The following is a 24,686-nucleotide window of genomic DNA, read 5'->3' as shown; positions in this document are numbered from 1 at the left end:
AATCGGCGCTTAGGCAGGAAGCAATCCTGCTGTGCGGTAACTTTCGATCAGGTTATCGTAAAGCGTGATGTCTGCCCGACTCCTTGCCACTAGTTGAGCGCCCACTATTCCAGAGTAGATAGCACGCGCTCGCTTCTCGGCTTCCCTGTGGCTGACAACTTTAGCGGCAACCAGCATCTTCTTAAGCCATGCAATATTGACGTCAGCAAAGGCTTGAACTTCGGTTTTCACCAAGTCGGGCAGATCGTCGAATTGCGCCGACATAAAGCTACAGAGGCAGATGCGATTCTCGTTCTCCAATGATGCGCGAAAGGTTTCAGGGTAGTGGCGCAGGGCTTCCAGCGGCCCCGATGAGTTCTTCGTCAGGGATTCAAGATCAGCCGCCGAATCCTCCCAGTAGCGCTTCGCTACCGCCACAGCCAGATCCGCCTTGCTAGGGAAGTGATAGTGGATACTCGCAGCTTTGATGCCCACCTCTTGTGCTAAATCACGAAAGTTCAAACCTCCGTAGCCGTGAGCCTGGCCGACAAGCCTTGCGGCGGCTAGTATATCTTCGCGAGTATTTGCGCTCATAACAACCCTTCCATCGCTGTGCAGCAAAAAAATCTTTCATTATTGAATCTACCATGTGGCAGGTTGAATCTCAATATTGCCTGTCTAGTGGCAGGTAGAAAGGTAAAACAATGAGTACTGAACTCACCTATTCCGACGCAACGAAGCTGGCCGAACTGATCCGCACACGCGAGGTCTCTCCGGTCGAAGTGATGAAGGCACACCTCGATCGCATCGAGGCCCTCAACCCCAAGGTCAACGCAGTCGTTACGATTGCCAATGATGCACTCGAGTCCGCCAGGGCAGCAGAATCGGCTGTACTGAGGGGAGATAAACTGGGACCCTTGCACGGTGTGCCATTCACCGTGAAAGATTCGATCGACACTGCGAACGTGCTGACTCAACGCGGTTCGCTCATCTTCAAAGGACGCGTGCCCGAAACCGATGCCACCAGCGTTGCACGCATGAAGAAGGCAGGGGGCATTCTACTTGCGAAGACCAACCTTCCTGAATTCTCCTATGGCGTTGAAAGCGACAATCTGCTTAGCGGCCGCTCGAACAACCCCTGGGATCTGACTCTTACGCCCGGTGGCTCAAGCGGGGGCGAGTCGGCGGCGATCGCGGCGGGCATGTCTCCGCTTGGCCTCGGTACCGACCTCGCGATCTCCTTGCGTGGTCCGGCAGCCCATACCGGCATTGTCTCGCTGAAGGCGACGCACGGGCGCGTCCCGATGACAGGCATCTGGCCGCGTGTGCCGCGTCGTTTTTGGCATGTAGGCCCGATGGCCCGGAGCATTCGCGATCTGACGCTGGCCTTTTCGCAGCTCGCTGGAGCTGACGGATTCGATGGAGCCTCCGGCAGCGCGGTCCCGTTTGATGCCGGAGTTGTTGGTTCAAGCAAGCGTCCGCTTCGGGTGGGCTGGCTGGTAGAGCCCGGCTTTGGACCGATCGCCCGCGATGTTGCAGCGACCGTGGAAGCTGCCGCGGACGCGCTTAAAGGCTTCGGTCACTCCGTCGAGCCTGTGCGCATCCCCGCGCTTGAGCGAGACTTTGCGCTGGATGTGTTCAGCCGCCTGCACGCCCTGGAGATGAAGCCTGCAGTCCAGGAGGCTACAGCCGGTCGCAGGGACGATGAGCTCTCCTCTATGGCAAGATATGTGTTGTCGCTCCCCGATACGCCGATGAAGGAGTACATCGATGCGGAGCAGGCAGCGGAGCGGCTGAGGGATGGCTATGCGGAGTACTTCAAGAAGTACGACGTATTGCTCACTCCGGTAGTGCCGACTTCCTCTTTCAAGCATGGTCAGGAAGAGTTGGAGATCAACGGCCAGACCGTTGGCATCATGGGCATCATGTCCGCGACGTCGCCTTTGAGTGTGACTGGCCTGCCGGGCGTTTCCATGCGGTTCGGCACGAGCAAGGAAGGAATGCCGATCGGCGTACAAATCGTTGGCAACTGGCAAGCCGAGGCCACGATTCTCCAAGTAGCGTCGCTTCTGGAGCAGGTAAGCCCCGTAAGCGGCCTACACCCGAATATCTAAGACGCAACTCGTCAAGAGGGAGCAAGCAGGAACGGACGAACTGCACCTGCTTGCTCCTTTTCTTTTGGTGCGGAAAGCCGGGAAGGCTGAGCGGGTGGCTACTCCAGATGCAGCCATTGCGTGAGCAAACTAGGCACTAGTCATTTGACCCTGCGAACGGACCCAAGGCTAAAGCAATAGTTGATTGCCGCCCACGCCAAGACGGAGGAAGACCCGGTGCAGTTTTACCTGCAATTGAGGACCAGTTTTACCTGAATGGACGGACGGAAACCGCACCCTTCTACTTTGCTGTTGCTGCTCAATTGAAATGACAGGGGTCAACGCCCAATAGAAATGCCAGTATATAAGTCCGTAGCCGTCGTGCGGTGCGTAATGTGGGAATCGCCGCTTTTGGCGATTTCCAAGGGCTGTGGGAAGAGGGGGAGCGAGGACAGCTTCATCGTCCTCGCTTCCACGCTTTCCATCAGACCGGCATTTCCACCGCGTTTTTTGGCAAAACCGCGAAAATAGATCCCAACGGCACTTTGCAACTAGAATCTGGAACGGAGGCGGTAGTCTTCGGGTCGGGGAAGCCTTTGTTTCCGTAGCACTGCATACGGACAGTTCTATGAGTGACTTGGGCGATTTTGCGCTAGAGATTTTAGCCTCTGGCCAGAAGGAGCCTGGCGAGAAGCGCATCTACAGAACTAGGACCGACCACTCACGGGGTAATCAATTCATCTACTGTCGGCGAGAAGAACTGAACCTTCAATTCGCAGGCAATACGTCATGTTCGCGGCTACCGCGTCTGCTTCTGCGGGCAACGTGGCCTCAAGGCCTCAAGTCCGTCTTGGGTTTGCACAAACCTGAGCGGGGCCTTTGTGCCGAGCAGCGTGACTCGTTCTACTTTAGCCTTCCCTGTTAGGAGCGAGGCATACGAGCGTGCAGCAGAGGGTGCTTATATCCAAAGGCGTAAAGTGCGCTGGAGCCCAGGGTGAAGCGGAAGTCGGCTTCACTCGGAGCAAGCGTGAGTTTCGTAAGTGTCGCATTGCTGAAACTTGTCTGAAGCGATTGGTAAAAATTTTGCTGGTCATCCTCCTCCAGAGGTGGTATGGCACACGTAAGTGCCACATTGTTATAAGTGCCACGTTGTTAATAGAGGTCAATATGAATATAACCATCATTAAGAACAAGATCCTCGGCTCCCTTGACCCGGAAATAATTGAACGTCTTCAACTTAGATCTTTGCGCCTGCCATCCGGCCATCAGATCGAGGACCCCGGAGAGCCCATTGATCAACTCATCTTTATCGAGAAAGGCATCGGCTCAATGACAACTACATATGGCGATGGCTTTCAGGTCGAGATGGGTCTTTTCGGCTATGAGTCAGTCATGGGAGCTTCTGCTCTTATCGGAACTCGCAGAAGTATCCATAAGGTGTACATGCGAATGAGCGGCTATGGCTTTTCCTGTCGCATTGATACCGCCATCTCCGAATTCGCTCGTTTCGGACGTTTTCACGACGTGGTTCTTCAATATATTCAGGCTCTACTCATTCAAGCCTGCCAATCCGCCGGATGCAACGCTCATCACACCGTCTCTCAACGCCTATCACGCTGGCTGCTGTTGTGGGATGACCGTTCCGATAACCCTATCCTCCCCCTCACTCATGAGTATCCCGCTGGCATGTTGGGTAGCAACCGCTCGACCGTCAGCTTGGCTGCGGAGCACCTTCAGAATGAAGGCCTCATTCAATACAGCCGAGGAAAGATCGTCATCCGAGACAGGCCAGGGCTTGAAAAGTATTCCTGCGAGTGTTATCGCATAGTCATGGATCACCTCGATGACGATCTAGAAGCGGTCCAGAGCTAGATTCATTCGCGGGTGATACGCCCTGTTTTTCGAAGACTGAGGGTTAGGCCGAAAATCGCTAAACCCCTGGGAAGACACGGTGAGGGAAGCTTGCGGGCCATTGTTCCTTGAACGATGTCGAATGCAACCCGGTAGTTTCCTTTGAGCGATTTGTATCCGCCGCATTGGATCGAGCTGTAGTGTGCAAACACATCGTTACCGCCATCGTGTCCGAGAAAACCGTAGCCTTTTGCATTGTTGAAACGATTTCACTATACCTTGAGGCTGGGACTATGAATTCTCCTTGGCCAAAGCTTAGTAAATCTGGGCATTTACTTTACTCTCAGATTGAACGAGCTTCCCTACGATTGAAACGAGCTTCGCCGGTCCATCCATAGCGTCGAGGATAGTTCCCGGAAACAGGGCATGGCCACTCTCCGGACCCACGGTCAAAATCAGACTCCTTATCCGCGGCCAGGGAAGGGTGAGGGCGATAGAGCGTCCGCACTCTTCCATCGAGAGAGAGTGGCACAAAACCAGAAGATCGGTCTGTTCGGTAGATAAGATACGCTCAAGAGCATCGAGACTCGTCACCATTCGAACTCGATGACCGGAGCGTTCGAGAACCAAAGCTCTCGTTTCGAGCAAACGCGCATCATGTCCGTACAACAATATGGAAGATATCAAGACATATACCTCATAGCGAGGTGACTGCGAAGGCTTCGGAACTCAGAGCGATATCGCTTCTGGGTCGACCGGACGGGACAGTAAAAAGCCCTGAACGGAGTCACAATGAAGCTTCCGCAAGACCCGCATTTGATCTTCCACCTCTACCCCTTCAGACACTATCTGCATTTGAAGGCTGTGACCCATTGCGATGATTGCCTTTACGATTGAGTAACTCCGACTCGACTCTGAAAGCCGTTGTATGAACGAGCGGTCGATTTTGAGCGTCGAGACAGGCAGACGCTGGAGATGCTGCAATGACGAGTATCCAGTTCCAAAGTCGTCGATGGCGAAGCGGATACCTAAATTCGCAAGACTGATCATGCGTTTAGCGATTTCGTCGAAGTTCAAGATCGCGCGTTCGGTGATTTCCATTTCCAGCCATGTGGGATCAATACCAAATTCTAGGATGGCTTCTCGAACCTCGTCGGCGAAGTCGTCACGCATGAGTTGCAGGGGAGACACGTTCACTGCTATGCACACCGGAACTTCCCGATCGCGGTTCCATATCATCAGTTGACGACAGGCCTCTTGGATAACCCACTTGCCAATATTATGGATTAGCCCATTCTCTTCGGCGAGGGGGATAAAGCGATCAGGGCTGACGAAGCCGAGGCTACCGTGAGGGAGCCGAATGAGAGCCTCCATCCCGCGAATCTGACCACTCATAAAATATTGTGTTTGATACTGAAGGTGAAACCCTCCAGACGAAAGGTTTTCACGCATATGATTTTCGATCCCAATATTTTCAGACATCACAGTTGTTATCGATGCGGCCATCGCGTGGCGGTTACCGCCTGCTCGTTTTGCCCGATACATGGCAGCATCTGCACTCCTCCAGAGCACTGAATCATCTGTCCCGTGATCGGGAAAGACAGACATCCCAATACTTGCGCTGAGGCTGATGCTGTGCCCTTCTACCTCTAACGGTGACGAGAAAATCTGCAATAACGCCTTGGCAACCACCTCCGCCGCCTCTACGCTCTCCACCTCTGCTAAGACCAGAGTGAACTCTTCTCCGCCGGTACGAGCTACTGTATCCATTCCTCGCATTCGGCGCACCAGCGTGCTTCCAACTTCTTTCAGACACTCGTCTCCTATCGCGTGCCCGTACCAGTCGTTTATCTGTTTGAAGCGGTCGAGATCCAGGCAGATAAGCCCGGCACGGCGGCCATTCTTCTTGGCAGCATTGAATGACTCGGCCATCCTTTGTTTGAGTAGTATTCTATTTGGTAAGCCCGTAAGATCGTCATGATGAGCCAGTCGAACAAGTTCTTGGACTGAGTGCATCTCGGTTACATCTTCAACCACAACATATCTAGCTTGTTTGCCACGATAACGGAGTTCACTGACGTGTAACTTCACGGGAATCAGTGTTCCATCTTTGGTCGTACTGACCGTCTTTTGTTCGATGTCGATGAGCTTTGTATATGGGCCGTGTTCGGCCTTAGAGAGGTCGCTTTCGGGGAATAGGTCATTGACCGTGAGCGAAAGGAATTCTTCTTGGGTATAGCCGTATAGATGGGTGGCATGCTCATTGACTTCTAAGAAGCGTAACGATTCCACATCATATATCCACATCGGCAGCGGATTGCTGGCAACCAAGATAGGAGTAATATGCGAGGTCTTACGGACACGAGCTTGTTCCTGCCTAGACCTCTTCGGTGGCATCATAAAATGCAGTTGGGACCGTGAACAGAATCCAGAGACAACATGAGAGCAACTGCCAGACAAAATCAATGCCCCAAAAGTTGTATTGCTAGAGATTGTCCAAAAGAGGTACCGCGCCGAGCGCTCATTAGAACAACGGGTGCGTGCGCCTCATACACGGCGATCCGGAAGGCATCTTTCGCCTTCGTCTTGCTCATTTCCTTCAGGCACTTTTATTGCCAACTTAAGGATTCATTACTTACGACACATGGCTCCGAAGACAACAGATAGATCCAGAAGCGAAGCTCTGTGGCTTTATTTCTAGCAACTGAAAAGTCTCTTGACAGGAATCGATTTTGCTCGGACTATAGGGAGCACAAGAGCGCTCTATCTTTTGCTCGCCGTCAAACACAGAGTAGTACCGGCTTCTATTTGACCCTTTTTAACTCAGCTCGTAAGTTCTCGTTCGTGCTACTTACCGCGCGTGCGCTGGTCTTATGTCAATTACTCCCAGGCTTTCCAGGAGATACATAGCTGTGTCGTAAATGCTCGACAAGTTGCCAATAAGAGCCGCTTAGCGGCTTACTCATAGCTTTAGTTACCTATTGGCTTGGTCCAGCCGCTCATGGGGCCGGAGGCAAACCTAAACTTCTACATACCGCTGTTCTAACGTGACGTGCAATATCAGAGGAGGCACTATGACTTACGCTGTGAGCTTAGATCTAGACTCGGTGGCTAGCAGAAAGCAATTAGGTCTGCCCCAACTTGAGACAGGGTGCGCCCCTATGTTTCGGCGGCGTGACACGATGTCGACCGATTTCCGGGACGGCGAAACTTCAACGCTAGGCTGGGACAGTTCTTTTGCCATCTGCCTAAAGGATGTCAACGCGGCCATCGCCAAAGACAAACGCTGGCCGACTAGCTTCGAGATCCTGATCGATCCGCAGGAAGATTATGCGATGAAAGGAACCTTCGGACCCTGGCAGATGACGCAAGGTGGGAGCGGCGGCATTGTCATGCTAGCGATTCCAATCGCAACCGGTGCGATGACGATCAGTCAGGACGGTTCGATAGTCAGCTATCCAATGGACGGATCGGTTGCGATTGTCTCTGTAAAGCTACGGTATGTGACGGCACCGCTCTCCGCCCAGCCACTCGAGAGCTCGACGGAGCGGATGTCGCTGATGACCGATCCGCAGGCTCGCAGCGTAGCCGATCCCGCCGTCGTGCTGCACGGCTTCGAATTTCTAGACCCAGCGCCGTCGCCCTACGTGCAATTGCTGATGAAAGCGGGGATGGAAACGTGGTTCAACGATAATATCGCGTTGTTTGCGCATGTGTTCGCAGTGGTCAGCTTGAACGATGTAAGCGGCGGGGCCTTTCAGTGGTTGAAGCCGACCTACAGCGCCTACGCATATCTGGACGGCGCGACGGAGGAAGACAGCTTTTTCGGGGTGATCAGCATGACCGAGAACCGCAGTGTGGCTGGATTGGCGAACCAGCTTGGTCCTAACTGCGTGCCCAAGGGGAGCCCGGCGGGATTCACGATCGGGATGGCGCGGTATCTCGAGAAAGTGATGCTCCCCAGCCTGACGAAGGCGTTTTCCAATGCAACTACGTCGACCTTCACTTTGGTGGCGAACAACCGGCTGATTGTGAATACTGAGTCGTTCAAGCTGAACCCGGTGAAAGTAAACGGCACGTCATATACGCCACAGCTGGAGATCTTTGAAGCGCAGGTTCTGGGCGAAGAAATGCAAATCCATGTTCGCACCAAGATACCGATTTCTCCAGGAATTCGAGCGATGGTGGACTCCGTCGCTTACCAGAAGATCGTTCTGGTGCAAAAGCCTGACGGCGGCCAAACCCTGGATTTCAAGGATGGAAGACCGACGGCGACAAACCATTGGATCGAGGTGGACGACGGGGTAAAGATCACGCAGATCGTGGTCAGCATCGTGGGAGCGGTTGCCGGCGTCGCGGCGGAAGCTTTTGAAGCGACCGCGAAGGTCATTCTGGCAGCCGTACTTATCACGATCGTTGCAGGCGTGGCGAGTCTTATTCCTGACTTGATTGCGGAGGTTGCAGGCGGAGGCGCCGCCGCAGTCCTGCCGCCGATCGGAGGCTTCGCGCAGGGTGCGACCGGAACGGTACAGTGGCCCGACGCCGGGCAATTTGAGCTGGCGCAAGCCGGCCTCAATGGAGCGTTTCAGTTTGGCGGAACCCTTCAGTTCACCTTCTAACCAGAACCACTACACCAAAGGAAAGGACTTTCCGAGATGAGCGAAATACTGGAACACCCAAAGCTTGCCACAAGCCTCGAGGCAGTTGGCCTTCCGGCGAAGCCGCGCGCATGGCGCCACTTCCAACCACGTTCCCTATTTACCGCAGCCGACACAGGAGGGGAAAGCACCACCTTAGGGTGGGACACAACGTTTGCCATCCGTTTGCCGGATGCCAATAAGGCGCTGGCGAAGTCCAGCAGATACCCGAAGACGTTCGCTATCGTCGTCGACGAGGATGAGAACTATGGCGTCGAGGGCGAGTTCGGAAGCTGGCAAATCTCGCGTGGCGGCAGCGGGGGCATCCTGTTCATGTCTGTCCCTATCGCCGTGGGAACTATGACGAATGGGACAAAAACCTACCCCATGACCGGCGCAAACGTGTACATCTCGATCAAGCTCAAGTATCTGCCTGGAAAGCCGCCAACGGAGGCCAACCCGCTCCTGGAACCGATGGATCTGAACGCCGATTCAGAATCGCGCAGCGTGGAAGATCCTGCAGTGGTGATCCAGAACATGACATTCTCGGGTAAGCAGCCGACGACCATCGTGCAACTGCTTATGAAGGGAGCCCTGCAGGAGTGGTTCCTGAAAAATCTAAGCACCTTCTCGTACGTCTTCGCTACCGTCAACCTAAATGAGATCGCCGCACAGGGAGAGTTTCAGTGGCTGAAGCCGACTTATACGAGCTATGCATACTTCGAACCTGAAGACCCCAAGGCGTCGGAAGACGATTGCGTGTTTGGCGTCCTGAACATGACGACCAACAGCAGCCCGGACAGTTTGAGCAAGCAGTTGGCTCCTTATTCCATTCCTGCAGGGCAGCGTTCCGGACTCAACATCAGTATGGGCCGGTTCCTGGGCAATGTCATTTTGCCAGGGCTATATAAGGGGTTCGACGGAGCCACGACATCCAACTTCAAGGTCTCTTCAGACAACCAGATGATTGTGAACGTCGGCTCGCTCAAGATGGCGCCGGTCCGCAGCGGGTTGATCGACTATACCCCGTACGTGCAGATCTTCGAACTGCAAGTCAAGGGGGAAGAGATCCAGATTCACACTCGCACTAGTATCGACATCTCACCCGGAATCGTCGCCTGGGTAGACACGATCACTTACCAGAAGATCGTTCTGATCAACAAGCCTGACGGCACCCAGACACTTGATTTCAAGGAGTCTCGGGTTCCGGTACGAAACCAGTGGATTGAAAAAGAGACTTGGGTCACGATCACGGAGATCATTGTCGCGATCGTCGGCGCAGTGGCTGCAGGAGTGGCAGGAAGAATTATCACTGCCGTAGTTCCGCGAATCATTGCAATCATCATCATCCTAGTAATCGCCGGCCTAGCCGCGGCTACGCCCGAGTTGATCGGGCTGGTCGCGGGAGGTGACGCCGCCAACGCGCTTCCCGCGATTACCTTGCTGATCTCGAATGGAAGTAGTTCCGTCAAATGGCCTGACTCCAAGGCTTTCAAACTTACCTCGGCTGGATTGAACGGTGCTTTCCAGCTCGGAGGCGATCCGCAGTTCGGTTCTTAAAAGGGGTCACAGGGGGACTGATGCTGGTCCCCCTTGGCCAATCACCTAAGACACGCAGTGTCCAAGGAGCAATTTCATGCAGACTTTCGGCTGGGATACCGTGTTTCTGATCAGCAATCGTCGGGTCAACCAGGCTCTGGCGACCAATCTTCAATCTCTCCTTCCCACCTTTGAGGTAGATCTGGGTTCCGACCCCACGATCCATGCTGCGGGCAGCTTTCTCTCCTGGGAGATCGTTGAAGGGGGCGACGGAAAGTTACTCTTCTTCAAGCTCACGATCAAGAAGGGCACGATGGAGATCGGGACGATCAATCTTCCGGAGCATGTGAAATCGCTCGTTCCTGATCTGGAGACGTTTGCAAACGCAAGCGAGACCGTCATCGACGGCGTGGCTATCGTGCTTTCTCTCTTCCTGCGGATCATGCCAAAGCCCGACGCCTCTTTGCAGGAGCTGGCTTTCTTCCTGGAGCACGTCGCGTATGCTTCTCAGGATTCGCACAGACCGGGCTTCGTCACCGTAGTCAACGTTATCGATCCTTCGGGAAAGCTCAGCGTAAGCCACAAGACGCTGCTTGGCGCGTCGATTGCAGAATATGTCGTACGCAATGCGCAGAAGATTGCCTTCGCATTCGCAAGTATCAACCTCGTACCACCAGGCACGAATAGCTGGCTCACGCCGGTCGAGTCGGACTACACGTACATGGAGAAGATTGGTTCCAGCGATGGCTACATGGCCATTCTCAGCGTGACCACGCGCCGCCCGATCGAGAATCTGTCGAGAACGATCGATCAAAACGCCATTAATAGCAGCTACACTGGCAGCTTTCTGATTTCCAATACGATGTTCCTGCGCAATGTCATTCTCCCTGCTTTGCCCACCGCTTACGGAACGCAACCATCGGTATTTACTCTTGACGAGGATAAGGGGCTGATCCGGAATACACGTACGTTCGAGACCAAGTCGGTGAAATCGGGTGCAATCACGTACTACCCGGTTATCAGTAGCCTTTCCGTGTCCACGAATGGCGAAGGTCTGGAAACCTCGATCAGCGGTTCGTGCGATCTTAAAGGCGGTATCAGCATGACGTTCGGGATCAAGGCACGTAATCGATCTCGATTTGATGCTTCGAGCAAGACGATCACCTTTCTGTCTGACCCGAACCCGGAGAGTTGGCACTCCGCCGATATTCCCTGGTATTACTGGTTTCTCGGGCCGATCGCGGTGCTCATTACTGAACTTGTTGTGAAGCTAATCGCAGACAGCATCGCTTCACAACTGGACTCTCTTGCCCGCGAGGCTCTATCCATCACGAAGAATCCTCCTCAATCTGTGCATTGGACCGGCACTCAAATACTGGACGTAAAGGTTGCTGGAGTAAACGGAGCCTTTTTTATGATGGGCCAATGTTGAAGGTTGATTCACTGAACTTCGAGCTGAAATCTATAATCTTTGCTACGAAGTGATAGGTCGCTGGAGTAGACCGAGTGGTTGTGGTGTCGGTTTACCTCGCACCTGTCGGCGTTTTGAGAGACTCCTGAGATTTAGAAACATGAATATTCGATTAGGCGGTTCTGTTCAATTGTGCTCACAGCCGAGATGGCATCAGTGGAAAGGCCGTCATCCTCGACCGGCTAGTCCTGGAAGACGCTCCTGTAAGTGCTATCGCGCCGTCAAGACTCATCTCGATAATTATCTGGAGGTGGAACAGAACGAGATTAGTGGCCGTTAGCCTTTGTGGCGCTGCTGAGTTCAGGAACGCGGGCAAAATCGCTTTCGCGCACGCCTGTTAAGATGCCAGGTTCGACCTATTTGCAGATTGACGATACATAACCTGGAAGAACCCAGGATCAGCGCGTGAAGGTAGTAGACCATGTACCTCAATGAAGAGCGGGGCCGGTGATGTCTAAGGGCCGTAAGTTGTGTTCAAAGTGCCAGGTTGGTTTTTTGAGAAGGGTTAAACGCGAGGGAATTGTCGACGCGAAGCTCTCGGAATGGTTTGGGTTATACCCTTGGAGGTGCGTTGCTTGCAAGAGCCGCGTCCGAATCAAGTCGAGGGATGAGAAGAGGCGCTCTACAGACCCAGAGACGGATTAAATACGATCAGTGGTGCAATTCGCTGGGCCATACGTTTCAACGCGTATGGTCTTCTACTTCCTCATCATGTTTTTGGTGAGCTTCTGGATCGGCAAGCAGCTAGGCGCGAACTATGCGCAGTTGGCAACGCTCTCCCTTACAGCGGCCAGAAATAACTTCGAGCTGGCCATCGCCGTTGCGGTCTTCGGACTGAGCTCCGGTGAAGGTTCGTCGGAGTCATCGGGCCTCTCATCGAAGTACCCGCGCTCATCGGATTGGTGAACGTTGCGTTCTGGATGCGCAGGCGCTACTTCGCGTCCGACAAAACGAACTTCATCGCCGTTCCTGTCGAAGATAGGCCAAGGTCGTCAGCCCGCCTGTTCGACCGGGCTTGATGTAGAACCTTCTTTCACAGATCTCACAGGGATTTTCGGCACGTAGTCCGGGCCGTAGATCTGCCGACCTCGCTTCTGGTATCCGCCCTTCTGGCTGTTCGTCTTCACCTTCGGCTTGAAGTACGAGTCTCGCTGTTCCTTGATGACGGCAAGAGCGTGGCCCAGGCGCTTGTTCTCGACGATCGCTGTGTGACTAATCCTCTGATCCTTACTGAAGACGCGGTAGGGAAGCAGGAGACCTTCGTACGAACTTCCAAGCGGCCATCAGGGAAGTCGTAAACGTCGACATACTTGCCATCGAGTCCTTCGGAGAGAGAATTTCGCTCCAGGATGATCCGCTTGCGGTCGTACGACAAGGTCAACTGGCTTCCGACATAGCGTTGCTCGCGGTGGCACAAGATGTCGGTCAGTTTTTCCATGGAGATCGATAGAGGCCGATGCAGATCCTCAGGACGGGCGGAAGAGATAGCAAAACGCGCATTGAACTGGGTCATGAAAGCTGGCAAGAACACGTTTCCGGCACTGATGTCGCAGACGTTGGCGAGTCGAAGTTCTTTTACCAGCCTGTCCTGTAGTGTGCGATTCACTCGCTCCACGCGGCCCTTCGCCTGGCTTGAGTTGGCACAGATGATCTCGATATTTAGCTCCGCCAAGGCTCGGCCAAGCTGCGTCATGCCCGCGCCGCCCACGGCGTTCGGCTTGTTCACCCGGAAGACTACGTGCTTGTCAGAATAGAAGGCTACGGGGCAGCCAAAGGCCAGCACGTAGCCGTGGACTGCGGTCAGATAGCTGTCCGTGCTCTCGCTCAGTACGAATCGAAGCTGCATCAGTCGGCTAGTTGCGTCGTCGATGAACACGAGCAAGGTACAGGGCTCGCCACGATCCTCGAACCATCGGTGATCGCTGCCGTCTATCTGGACTAGTTCGCCGAAGCGCTCTCGCCTCAGCCGTGGCTGGTGGAAGGTCTTCCGTTGCTTGCGTGAAAGCCATAGACCGTCTGCCATGAGCCATCGCCGGAGCGTCTCGCGACCAATGGTTATCGAATGCTTCTCCTGAAGAATTTCCGTTGCGAGGGTGGGGCCAAAGTCTGCGTACTTCGTTCGCACCAATTCAACTGCATACTCCCGTATGCCCGCGCTCAACTGGCGATTGGAGGCTCTGCCACGAGCTTGGTGGATTAGCGCGCCAGCGCCACCAGCCTCGTATCGCGATATGAGGCGGAATGTCTGCCGTACCCCCAGGTCTAGCACAGTCGCCGCCGAAACCACCGTCCGCTTACCGGCCCGAACTTCCGCCAAAACCTGGATCCGCTTTACGTCCCGCTCGCTCATAGAAATCCATGCCATCCTTAGAACCTGACAGTTCTAACGAGCTGGACCATGACATTTCTATTGAGCCGCTACACTGTCAATATACATAATATTTGTTATCGGACATAAGAGGTGACTTGGATAATTCTGTGATGTGTGAAACCTTGATGGCCTGTACCTCCCGGGTATGATATTTCGACAGTCTTAACGTCTAATAGTCGTTCCCGTCGAGGTGTTGTAGGTGTATCTGACTCCCCGTCATTACCATTTAAATTTGGGTGAAGTAGCTTTTGGTGTTGGCCGGTGGAGTGCGGGTGTGGTGCTAAAAATCGCCGCGGTCTTTATGTTGGCTTTCTGGGGTTATCAACCTCTGTGCTTGTGGTCCCAAAATCTTCAATCTTCGAGTACGTCAGCGGCCTCGGCGACGCTTCTAGGGCGTGTCGTGAATGCTGCCACTGGTCTTCCTATCCCACGCGTTCTGGTCCGCTTCAACGATCGCGCTTTGCTTACTGACCATGAGGGCAAATTCGAGTTCGACCAGGTTACTGATATCACGGTCAACCTTCAGATCACAAAGCCTGGGTTCTCGACTTCCATTGACCCGTCCGATCCTCCAAACCAATTTTTCCAGTTGAATCAACTCACTGGTCCGATCGAACTTCGCCTCTATCCTGAGGCTCTCGCGACTGGAACTGTGACCGATCCGAACGATATACCGCTTTCTAACATCAGCGTCCAGGCTCTCCGTGGCACCTACGACGAACTTGTGCATCGCTGGATGGTAGTTGCTCAAGCCCAGACCGATCTCCATGGAAATTTTCGTCTTCCTGTGCCGGCTGGCGATTACAAGATCGAAACACGCTACGTCGCACGAAGCTCTGAGGATGGAGAAGCGGTTCTTCCCGCCTCGGCTCTGGGGCCGGCCGCGGGATCTGATTCACAGGTGATTCACCTTCGCAGCGGTGAGGAGCGGCACTTCGACTTGCATCCCGCGGTACGTCGTTCCTACCCGGTACTTCTACGAATGGAGACGGGTTCGGAACATGGCTTTCCCCAGATTACGGCTCGAACGAGCGATGGCATCAGTTTCAATGTAGGTGTTGTCGCGAGCCGTTCTCCTGGCCGAGCCACGATCTATCTCCCTTCCGGGACCTACAAACTTTCGGCTAGAATACAAAACACGGACGCCGTTGAGATTGCGGAGACGAGCGTGACCGTCACTGGGGCTGAGACCGTTCTTGAGGATTCTCCGGAATCGTCCACTACGGCCGGGACGGTTCTGCGCTTCGTTGCAACGCCTTCGATTCCTGTCGAGCTTCATCTTGATTCGTCAGCAACGTCCGATAATAGCCAGAGGCCTTCTTTGGCCGCGAGCGGGGTTTTGACAGATCAGTTCTCTAATCAGGGTTCGCCGACTGCCATGCAATTGGGTCTTACACTCCAGCGGGTTGATCAGGATGAAGGCACGGCTACTGTGAACCTTATGCCTGCTCGCGGTGGTCTTCCCTCGTTTGCAGCTCCGCCTGGAAGGTATCGTCTCCTGGCTCGAGGTTTTAGCCAGTGGTATGTCAAGACTGCAAGCTATGGCAGCTCTGATCTTCTTGGCCAAGATCTTGTTGTAGCAGCCAGCGCCACAGGTACTACGATCCACCTGCTTGTCAGCAATCAGACTGGAACTCTTCAAGGGAACGCCAAGTTGAAGGGACAAGTCTGCAGGGGATGTTGGATTTATCTCATCAGCAGCGCCCCAAGCGCGACTCCAATCTATACACTGCGCAGCAACGGTAATGACGGGAGCTATAGCCGTGCGAACCTTCCTCCTGGCTCCTATCAAGCTATAGCCTTTGAGCATCGCTATTCTGCAGAACTCGCCGATCCTGCCGCACTTGCGTCGTTCTCTACCTACTTGCAATCTGTCACGGTTAGTGCCGGCGCTCAGTCTGCACTCGATTTGAGCGTTGTTCCGCAGGCGGAGATGCAGCCGTAATGCCTGTCGCCAACCGTATCACTTCCCTTTTTACTTTTATATTGGCTGGACTTGTCGCAACGTCGTTCTTAGCCGAGACGCCGCCGACACAGCCATCTCCTTATAGCATCACGGGTACTGTCGTCAGCACTTTGACTGGGCTTCCAGTTCCCCGCTGCCATCTCGTTCCTAGCAAGATTGATCGTGGTTCGGCCAATTTGCGCCGAACGGTTTCCCAGCAGAACGGTGTGGATACCGATGAACACGGCCATTTCACCATGCCACTCTCGTCAGTGGGCAGGTGGTCGCTTGGAGCCAGTGCCAAGGGGTATAGGCCTCAGCTGTACGATCAGCACGGAGACCTCTCTTCCACCATAGTTCTGACAGAAGAAACACCCCGTTTCGATCTTCTTTTTCGCCTCGTCCCAGACTCCGTAATCACTGGCATCATTCTCGATGAGGGCAATGAACCCGTCCGCCAGGCACAGATTTCTGTTTATGCGGTGCCCCGTTCTGGAGTCGAAGGCCAACAGGCCTCTACGAGACGTACTTTCGCAATCACCGATGACCGTGGCCGCTATGAGGTCGCAGCGCTTGCGCCGGGAGATTATCGCGTCTCAGTCTCTGCACGGGCCTGGTATGCGCAATCTTTACAAGTTGGCCGCCCACGTTCCAGCACTTCTCAAATCGATCCCTCACTCGATGTTGTCTACCCGGTCACATGGTTCCCTGGAGTTTCAAGTGTGGACGCCGCAGAGGTTCTCACTCTCCATGACGGTGAGACCCGCCAAGCCGATATGCAGTTGCAACCTATTCCGGCGATCCATTTGCGTATTCCGCTTCCAGCCGCTGACCTGTCTGTCCCTGCCGCGAATCGCCGAATGCCCAGAGCTCCTCAAGTCACAAGTGTCTCTCCCAATGGCGCTATGCCACTCTCAATGTCCATCAACCAGGGTGAGCTAGATGTGGCCGGGCTCGCCCCAGGCCTGTACCGTATACAAGCGCCAGATGAAAATGGGCAGTTGAGCCACTCCACCATTGTTAATATCACCGCGAGCTCTGCCCATAATCTCGACTTGGGAGCCGCTACAACAACTGCATCCGTTTCGCTCATTCTCGATGGAGTACCTGGAACGGAATCTTTGCCTATTACCTTTGTTGATGCCGGCAACGATCATGAGGTCTTCCGGTCGATGCCTACATCTCACCAGTTTCAAAACGGTCAACGATCCTTGAGATCACTTCCAGAGTCACAGGCGTCTTCATCGGATCGCCCTGCACGTATCCTGGACCTTCCACCGGGTCGTTATCTCGTCTATCAAAACGGGAGCATGGACTTCTTTCTTACGGGCTTGACTCAAGGGACGAAAGAGATCCCGGGCCGTATGGTCACGGTTCCAAGTGGCGAATCCTCGCTCACCATTCACATCGCCACAGGTCGCGCCAAGGTTAGTGGAGTGGTCAGTCTAGACAAGAAACCGCTGGCTGGTGCACTGGTGCTACTGGTCCCTATCAGCCTGGATGAAGCCGGCAGCATCGCGGAGACGCGTCGCGATCAGACCAATACGGACGGCAGCTATGACCTCAATTCTGTTATTCCAGGTCAGTACATCCTTGTGGCTATCGAGCATGGGTGGAACGTTAATTGGAACGATCCGTCGACGCTTGCCCGCTACCTGACCCATGGCATTCCACTGGATCTTCGTTCTTCGGCGAATGTTACGCCAGAAGTGGTTGCGCAGCTTCCCTGACCCACGTCTTAGCGAGGCAAGTCTAAGCTGCTTATTTTTATGCGTTTAGGTCGGCTTCTTCAAGGAGTTGTGACGTGAATTGGCGGAGAGACAGGGATTCGAACCCTGGATACCTTGCGGTATACACGCTTTCCAAGCGTGCGCCTTCAGCCACTCGGCCATCTCTCCGCAGTAGAGCGGACTTATTGAATCTAACACAATCGGAATATTTCAGCAGCGCCTTTGGCTGTTTGCGCCGAAGAACGGTATAGCCGAAACATTGTCGCGAAAGGGAGACTCAGTTTTTAGGCTAAACGCTTTCACTAGACGAGACGTATACCTGTTGATCCGGTGTGGCATCACTTCCCTGCTTCCCTCAGGTCTAAACCAACGTCCTGTACGACTCTCGGAGTGGGCGCTGTATCACTCCGCCGGTTGGCGTCTTGTTCCCACCTGTGCGATGGACAGAGACTCGTCGCTTGTGACGACATTGCGTGCGGAGGTGATATTAACCTCCGTGAGTGCGGTGTCGAACTCGGCCACTGCGCCACTGTGTATTTGGCAACTTTTTTCTGTCCCGTCCCTTTTGCTTTATGGAAGGGCCATGATGGTTCGAAGCAGCGTGTTTTTTAGACGGCTTATCTGCAGCAACCCCCAACTCACTTAGACACCTCGAACTCCGCATTATTTACACAGATATCAATTTTATTAATCGTAGTAATGGACCTTTCTAAGATCTCGGCCTGTTAGGAACTCGTAGTCGCTCTATCTTGAAAAGCTGAATATTACAGTGTTCTGCTACGGTAGCCGTATCTGCAAATGTAGCGTCGACGAACCTCTCTCGAGTGTTACAAATTACTGCAATGGATATGGGCCTTCGCACTTACTACGATCCTGTCATCCATAAAATGCTTAGCTTATCTGTGGCAGTTATGATGCGAGCTTCCCCATCGAATTCACCCTATTGAGTTGCCAGTAAATTGCACAGTAAGGACTATGTTCAATTTATTCCCGTCAGTCTATGTCGTTTTAGATTTAGATTTAGATGTAGATGTAGGCTAATGACATCCCGACCTAGCATGGAACCGGAATAAATCTAAATTTTGGTTGTTTTATGTGGCGTGAGGCACCTGAACGCACATCGTGCTTCATGCACTTCTGTGCAATGTGCTCCCGAAATTGCACAGATAAGTGATGCTGGTGTTCCTCGTGCTTGTAAGGGGGAGCTCGAATGCGGCATCGGATTGTCCGCCATGCAATTCCTTTGTGAACTGCGTACACGGATGCGCTTCGTCAACTACTTCTATGGAGAAATTATGAATAAGGTCGTATGCACTCTTGTCACAGCTTCGGTTCTCGTCAGCGGCTCTGCCTTTGCCCAGGATAAAACCAAACACAGCGCGCAGCCACTCCGCGACACCCAGATGGACAACGTCACCGCAGGTAGCGCCATCGCAGTCGATAACGCCTCCGTCACTACCACCAACGCCGGCTCCGTCAACCTGAGCGGGAGCGCTCTCGCTAGCGCGACCGGCGTCAACATCGTAAACTCGTCCGACAGCCTGGTAGGTAGTGGCGTCAACGTCTATGCCAACGACCTGACCACCCAGGCCTCCAACGGCGGAGCGCCGGTGAACCAGGTCAACGCCGTCGTTCAGACCCAGAAGACAGACGCTGCTGTCGTAGTTGCTGCACGACTTGACGATGTCTTGGAGGCGACAGCGGCTGCCAGAGCAACGAACATCGCAGCCGCCGGCGCGTCGGTCGACACCACCAACAATTACAGCGTCAATCTGTCGGGAGCGTCAGAGCAGGACGCGAAAGGAATTAACATCGTAAACGCCGCTGGCGGCACCGTTGCGAACGGCGTGAACATCGCCGCATCTACCAACGTGAACGCCACCCCCACTCTCAACCAGATCAACTTCGTTGCGCAGTCCGGCCTCACCGGCGGAAGCGCGATTGCAATCGATGATGCATCCGTCTCCACCACCAACAGCGGTTCCGTCAATCTGAGCGACAACGCATTGGCTGGTGCATCCGGCCTTAACATCGTCAACTCCGCGAACAGCGCCGTTGCTGACGGCGTCAACCTCTACACCAGCCGCCTCGGCAGCCAGGACAGCAGCAACGAGTCCGAGGTGAACCAGGCCAATGTCTTCGTCCAGAACGAGAAGAGCAACGCTACCGTCACAGTAGCGGCTGCAGTTGCACCGTATGATCTCGCTGCCTTTGCCCATGCCAACGCGACCAACATCGCGGCAGACAGCGCGAGCATCAGCAGCAGCACCACCAACAGCGTCGATCTCGCTGGTGCCGCGGAACAGAACGCCAGCGCAATCAACCTCGTGAACTCGGCTGGCGGAATGGTCGCCAACGGAGTCAACATCGCTCACACTGGAAACATGAACTTCACCCCCGCTCTCAACCAGGTCAACGTCGTCTCTCAAGTTCGCTAAAACTGGCGGTAAGACAGGGTTCCTTCCACTCTATCGTGGCGGAGCCCTGTCTTACGCCTCTGCCTGATTCAGGTTAAGGAGCATGTATGAATCGTCGTCTTTTAGTGATCTCTGGTCTTGCCCTACTCACTCAGGTGGGTATGGCTCAAAGACTGGCTTCGCACAAACTGGAGCCATTGAGTGATTCCCAACTGGATCGTGTCACAGCCGGTGGAGTTTCAGCCTCAATGGGCAACAACGGAGTCATAAACTTTCAGGGTTCGGCAGCCACCTCAAATGGATTGGTTGAGGCTAGCGGAAACATGAGACAGTTGACCTCACCGATCTCAACAACCAACATGGGTTCAATCAATTTGACCGATGGCGCGCAATCAGGTCTGAGCGCTCTGAACAACATCGTCGCAGTCAACTCCGCGGTCCAAGTCCTGGTGAACCTCAACGTCAGTATCGGTTCGACCATCGGAACAATAATCCAGACCAACATGGGTGGAAAGCACTAATGTCTTGGCATAAAAGAACACTTGCTACCGGACTGGCAATTGGGCTGGCAAGTTCTTTTCTTCTTTCTGCTCCCGTCTGTGCTCAGAGCTCCGTAGCAACGACGGGAGTAGCAGGGAGCAAGAATATTCGCAGCCTCATGGAGATTCGCTCCGAGGGCGTAGTCCGTCAGCGTTGGGATATGAGCTGCGGAGCCGCCGCCTTGAGCACCGTGCTCACCTACAACTTCAAGGACGACACCCCTGAGACCTCCATCGTCGTCTGGATTCTGCATCGCGTCGATGCCGTTCGCGTGCGCTCCCGCGGCGGATTCTCGCTCCTCGATCTCAAGCACTTCGCTGAGGCTAGGGGATACCACGCCGAAGGATTCAGCGGCATGTCCATTGAGGATCTCGCCCAGGAGAAGACCTGGGTCATCGTGCCCATTCGCGTGAAGGGCTTCGATCACTTTGTCGTCGTGAAGGGCATCGTTGCGGGCCACATCATCTTAGGCGACCCCGGCTTCGGCAACATGACCATGCGCGTCGACCGCTTTCAAAAGATGTGGAACGCCGGTATCGTCTTCGCGGTTCACCCGCCGGACGAAAGGATGATCCCCGATCAGAAGTTCACCCTCGCGGCGCGGCTCCTGCCCGACGAGACAGTGATCACCCGCAAGATCGGAGTCACTGCTCCAAGCAACTATCTGTACTAACGAAACACAATCCGTTCTAACGAGAGGCAAATCGGATGTCGTGGCGAACTGTGTTGCGAGGCTGCCTCATGCAGGTAGTCCTTGTAGGATCGATGCAAGCTCAGACAACAGCACCGGCAACACCCGCAGTACCGGGAGTCCCAAGACCCCAGACAAGAGACCCCATCGACATCAAGTTGCAGGAGGCCCTGCGCGAGCGAGACGCCATCATTCGCAACCTCCTCCAGCGCGTATCCGACCTGGAGCGCAGACTCAATGGCGAAAGTGCGGCTGCCATACCTAAAGAAGAATCGAAGCCAGTCACTCCGGCTGCTCCTGCTCCGGTCAGCCACACAACTTCGGCAATGGCAGCGGCAGCCGCAGCCACCTCCGTCGTATCGAACTCGACCTACGATGCTGCGGAGCGGAACGCCACCACCGCTCTCGATCAGGCCCTCGTCGTTCGCGGCGGCCTTCTGCTTCCCTCCGGCACCTTGGAGATCGATCACACCGTCTCCTACTTCAGCGCCTCGTCCGACCACCTTTCGGTCAATGGATTCGCCCTCCTGCCCGTACTCGTCGTCGGCGATATAACCTCTCAGCGCGTACGCCAGGACTATCTGCTTCCCACCTTCATCACTCGCCTCGGACTTCCGCATAAATTTCAAATGGACTTCCGTGTCCCCTACGGCTACGAGCTATTCCGATCCGTCGACGCGACCAACACGGAAGCGTCCTCCAGCAGCTTCGGCCTCGGCGATCTAGCCGCATCCGTATCCCGGCAGATCACCACCGAGCATCGGCGCATGCCCGACATCCTCGCAAACGTCCTCTTCAAATCGACGACCGGCAAAGATAGCTTCAATCTCGCCAGCAGCCAGGTCGCACTCGGAACCGGCTTCAACGCATGGCAGGGCAACCTGACGCTGGCCAAGTCCAGCGACCCGATGGTCTTCTTCGGCAACCTCTCCTACACCGCCAACCTCGCGGCAAAACATACGATAAACGCCAACGATCCGCAGAACCCCTCCGCTACCACCGTCGCTCGCATCAAACCCGGCGACGCCGTAGGCTTTCAGATCGGATCGATTCTCGCTTTGAATCCTGAGACCTCGTTCACACTAGGTTGGGATCAGCGTTTTACCCGTGTAACACGAGTCAACGCCACCGACATACCAGCATCGTACTTAGTCGAAGGCACCCTACGACTCGGCACAAGTTACATGTATGCCCCCGGCAAAACCATGGACCTGAGCTTTGGTGTAGGGTTGACACCGGACACTCCTAATCTTCAATTCTCGATAGGTTTTCCGCTCCGGTTGTCACTGTGGGGATCTAAATCCAAGAAGCTGGCCACGAGGTAGCTCTCGCAACGGCTCGGCTGCTTCATCAAAAGAACCATGGGTGGGTCGAGCGCAACTATTTTCGCGATTGCGGAATAACAAGCCATTGACAGCAGCTATGTGGGCAGCGAAAATCTAGACTCCTTGACATAGTAGAGGGGCATGAGTCATATCCTAACGAATATGCAGAGGCGACTCTTAGTTACGGGAGGCAGTGGCTTCATCGGAACGAATTTGATTGAGTGGGCTGCGTCACATCCGCGATACCAAGTTAAGAACCTCGACCAAAATGAGCCGCTGGATCATGCCCAGACACGTTACTTCACACACTGTAACTTATTAGACCGGTCTGCACTCACGGAACAGCTTAGAGGTTTCAAACCGACCGATATCGTGCATCTCGCCGGTCGCACCGATATGTTGGGCGAGTCGCTTGATGACTACGCTTCGAATCATGTGGGGACGGAGAACCTCCTCCACGCAATTCTCGAGGTTGGCACTGTAGAACGTGCAATCTTTACCTCCAGCCAGTTCGTCGTTGGCCCTGGTACTCCACCGCAACATGATCTAGATTTTCGTCCTCACACAATCTATGGCGAAAGCAAGGTTCTATCTGAAAAGGCAGTACGAGCAAACAATCTTCCCTATATATGGACGATCGTAAGACCCACCAATATCTGGGGTAAATGGCATCCTCGCTACCCACGCGAATTCTGGCGAGTGCTTCAGCAAGGGCGCTACCTGCATCCCTCAGGGCGCCCTGTCGTCCGCTGTTATGGCTATGTTGGCAATGTCGTTGAACAGCTCATGACGATTCTCGAAAGGCCAGCCGACGTGGTAAATGGCAAAGTCTTTTATGTCGGCGACGCTCCAATTGAACTTGCCGACTGGGTGAATGCCTTCTCGCTTGAACTTACTGGGAGACAGGTGCGTGAGGTTCCGTGGGGTGTCTTGAGCTTAATCGCGCGATTCGGTGACTTTGTCCTCAGTTGCGGCGGCAAGTTTCCTCTCTTTAGTTCTCGACTCCGAAGCATGACGGAGGATTACGTTACTCCCATGGAGCCGACCTTCGCAGCCCTGGGAAACCCATCCATCACGATGGATGAGGGAGTAAGAACAACCGTCAAGTGGTTGCGTTCCTCTCAGATCAATGGAAAAACTAGAGCTTCCAAAAAGTAGCTATCCTATGGGCAGTAATTTATTTGGTTAGTCTGCGTGCCGGAATCGCTGCCATATAAAATACAGGATGTATCTCGGATTGTGCTTCAGGTAACGGACCATCAAGCGCTTAGGCTCGCACCGTAGCCGAAAAGCCCACTCGAGACCGCTCCGCATCATCCAACGGGGCGCCTGCGGCGTCGTTCCAGCCACGAAGTCGAACGCTGCGCCTACACCGAACATCACCATCGGAACTGTACCGACGTGCTCCATGACCCATCTCTCCTGTTTGGGACAGCCCAGTCCGACAAATAGAAACTGTACTCCGGATCCCACAAGCTCACTCCGAACTATCTCTTTTTCGTCGGAAGTCAGAGCTCGGAATGGTGGAGAAGCCGCGTATGCAATCTGCAGTCGTGGATGACGCTTTTGTACTTCCGCTATCAGAAGCCCCAGAACCTCTGTGCGGCCGCCGTAAAAGCCTACGCGTACCCCTTCCCTCTCCGCTGCATCCAGCAACGCCAATGTAGAGTCCGGTCCATAGACTCGTGACGCCTCTTGTATGCCCATAGAGCGCAGAGCCCATACCAGCGGCATGCCATCGGGACAGTTTAGATCAGCTCGATTCAACGCTGCCCGGAAACCCGGATTATCATAAGCCTCCATGACCATATGCACGTTGGCAAAGAGGACGGCACGCGACTCTCGTCTTTGCGCCCAGATAAGACTCTGTGCGACAAGAACCTCGTAGTTCGTCGTTGCAATGTTTAGGCCCAAAATGTGCGGCATATTTTTCCTTCCTGCTACGACGGTACGATCGGTAATTTCCATGGACTCAACTAAATAGGATCCCCATCTACAAGGTTATGGATATGCTGAAATTCCATTTCGATCATTCGATCTCAACGAACGGATGTGGCAGCGGAGACCATTATTGCCACATCGGCAAAGACAATGCTC

Annotated in this window: 16 protein-coding genes, 1 tRNA gene and 2 pseudogenes; 13 read left to right on the top strand and 6 right to left on the bottom strand. The window is 54.2% G+C overall.

The features are described from left to right. Positions 1–9: 9 nt before the first annotated feature. Complete coding sequence (locus HB393_RS02070; protein ID WP_213803470.1) at positions 10–573, bottom strand: TetR/AcrR family transcriptional regulator; 564 nt, start codon at positions 571–573, stop codon at positions 10–12. 110 nt (positions 574–683) lie between these two features. Between HB393_RS02070 and HB393_RS02065 the strand changes: the two genes are divergently transcribed. Further along, positions 684–2,093 carry an amidase gene (locus HB393_RS02065; RefSeq protein ID WP_213803469.1) on the top strand — a complete coding sequence of 470 codons (1,410 nt, stop codon included), beginning with the start codon at positions 684–686 and terminating at the stop codon, positions 2,091–2,093. A gap of 1,146 nt (positions 2,094–3,239) precedes the next feature. Next, a complete protein-coding gene (locus HB393_RS02060; RefSeq protein WP_213803468.1) occupies positions 3,240–3,944 on the top strand; it encodes a Crp/Fnr family transcriptional regulator in 705 nt (234 codons plus the stop codon). Here the strand turns inward: HB393_RS02060 and HB393_RS02055 are convergent. Together HB393_RS02055 and HB393_RS02050 are read right to left on the bottom strand one after the other, a co-directional pair. Beyond that, positions 3,924–4,135: pseudogene (locus tag HB393_RS02055) on the bottom strand (cold shock domain-containing protein). The gene HB393_RS02060 and the pseudogene HB393_RS02055 sit on opposite strands and share 21 nt — an antisense overlap. A 517-nt stretch (positions 4,136–4,652) precedes the next feature. Continuing rightward, on the bottom strand, positions 4,653–6,320 hold the full coding sequence (locus HB393_RS02050; protein ID WP_255550755.1) for a GGDEF domain-containing phosphodiesterase: 1,668 nt from the start codon (positions 6,318–6,320) through the stop codon (positions 4,653–4,655). Positions 6,321–7,105: 785 nt separating this feature from the next. Here HB393_RS02050 and HB393_RS02045 point away from each other — a divergent pair. The 4 genes from HB393_RS02045 to HB393_RS02030 all read left to right on the top strand — a co-directional run bounded on the left by HB393_RS02045 (position 7,106) and on the right by HB393_RS02030 (position 12,476). Further along, a complete protein-coding gene (locus HB393_RS02045; RefSeq protein ID WP_213803466.1) occupies positions 7,106–8,542 on the top strand; it encodes a TULIP family P47-like protein in 1,437 nt (478 codons plus the stop codon). 36 nt (positions 8,543–8,578) lie between these two features. Further along, positions 8,579–10,120, top strand: a complete 1,542-nt coding sequence (locus HB393_RS02040) for a TULIP family P47-like protein (RefSeq protein WP_213803465.1) — start codon at positions 8,579–8,581, stop codon at positions 10,118–10,120. Between the two features lie 76 nt (positions 10,121–10,196). Next, complete coding sequence (locus tag HB393_RS02035; RefSeq protein ID WP_213803464.1) at positions 10,197–11,531, top strand: TULIP family P47-like protein; 1,335 nt, start codon at positions 10,197–10,199, stop codon at positions 11,529–11,531. Positions 11,532–12,227: 696 nt separating this feature from the next. After that, complete coding sequence (locus HB393_RS02030; RefSeq protein WP_275951531.1) at positions 12,228–12,476, top strand: hypothetical protein; 249 nt, start codon at positions 12,228–12,230, stop codon at positions 12,474–12,476. An 86-nt stretch (positions 12,477–12,562) separates the two neighbouring features. Here HB393_RS02030 and HB393_RS02025 read toward each other — a convergent pair. Continuing rightward, positions 12,563–13,935 (bottom strand): annotated as a pseudogene (locus HB393_RS02025) (ISNCY family transposase). 406 nt (positions 13,936–14,341) lie between these two features. Here HB393_RS02025 and HB393_RS02020 point away from each other — a divergent pair. Continuing rightward, positions 14,342–15,886 carry a carboxypeptidase-like regulatory domain-containing protein gene (locus tag HB393_RS02020; protein ID WP_213803463.1) on the top strand — a complete coding sequence of 515 codons (1,545 nt, stop codon included), beginning with the start codon at positions 14,342–14,344 and terminating at the stop codon, positions 15,884–15,886. Then, complete coding sequence (locus HB393_RS02015) at positions 15,886–17,616, top strand: carboxypeptidase-like regulatory domain-containing protein (RefSeq protein WP_213803462.1); 1,731 nt, start codon at positions 15,886–15,888, stop codon at positions 17,614–17,616. The genes HB393_RS02020 and HB393_RS02015 overlap by 1 nt, the downstream gene beginning before the upstream one ends. Before the next feature lie 80 nt (positions 17,617–17,696). Here HB393_RS02015 and HB393_RS02010 read toward each other — a convergent pair. Then, positions 17,697–17,784 (bottom strand) — tRNA-Ser (locus tag HB393_RS02010). Positions 17,785–18,911: 1,127 nt separating this feature from the next. Between HB393_RS02010 and HB393_RS02005 the strand changes: the two genes are divergently transcribed. From HB393_RS02005 to HB393_RS01985, 5 genes are all read left to right on the top strand, one after another. Next, positions 18,912–20,054 (top strand): hypothetical protein, encoded by a 1,143-nt coding sequence (locus HB393_RS02005; RefSeq protein WP_213803461.1) that lies wholly within the window; start codon positions 18,912–18,914, stop codon positions 20,052–20,054. Positions 20,055–20,140: 86 nt separating this feature from the next. After that, entirely contained in the window at positions 20,141–20,554 is a 414-nt protein-coding gene (locus HB393_RS02000) for a hypothetical protein (RefSeq protein ID WP_213803460.1), read from the top strand. Continuing rightward, entirely contained in the window at positions 20,554–21,246 is a 693-nt protein-coding gene (locus HB393_RS01995; RefSeq protein ID WP_213803459.1) for a cysteine peptidase family C39 domain-containing protein, read from the top strand. The genes HB393_RS02000 and HB393_RS01995 overlap by 1 nt, the downstream gene beginning before the upstream one ends. A gap of 35 nt (positions 21,247–21,281) precedes the next feature. Then, the gene (locus HB393_RS01990; protein ID WP_213803458.1) at positions 21,282–22,589 is read left to right on the top strand and encodes a hypothetical protein; all 1,308 of its coding nucleotides are present in this window, start codon (positions 21,282–21,284) and stop codon (positions 22,587–22,589) included. Positions 22,590–22,730: 141 nt separating this feature from the next. Further along, positions 22,731–23,747, top strand: a complete 1,017-nt coding sequence (locus tag HB393_RS01985) for an NAD(P)-dependent oxidoreductase (protein WP_345944981.1) — start codon at positions 22,731–22,733, stop codon at positions 23,745–23,747. Positions 23,748–23,774: 27 nt separating this feature from the next. Here the strand turns inward: HB393_RS01985 and HB393_RS01980 are convergent, their stop codons facing one another. Next, positions 23,775–24,515 (bottom strand): WecB/TagA/CpsF family glycosyltransferase, encoded by a 741-nt coding sequence (locus HB393_RS01980; RefSeq protein WP_213803456.1) that lies wholly within the window; start codon positions 24,513–24,515, stop codon positions 23,775–23,777. Positions 24,516–24,686 lie beyond the last annotated feature (171 nt).

It is taken from the genome of Granulicella sp. dw_53, from assembly GCF_018449545.1.
Lineage (GTDB): Bacteria > Acidobacteriota > Terriglobia > Terriglobales > Acidobacteriaceae > Edaphobacter.
Note: the sequence above shows the minus strand (reverse complement) of the source record. Positions and strands in the feature narration are given on the sequence as shown.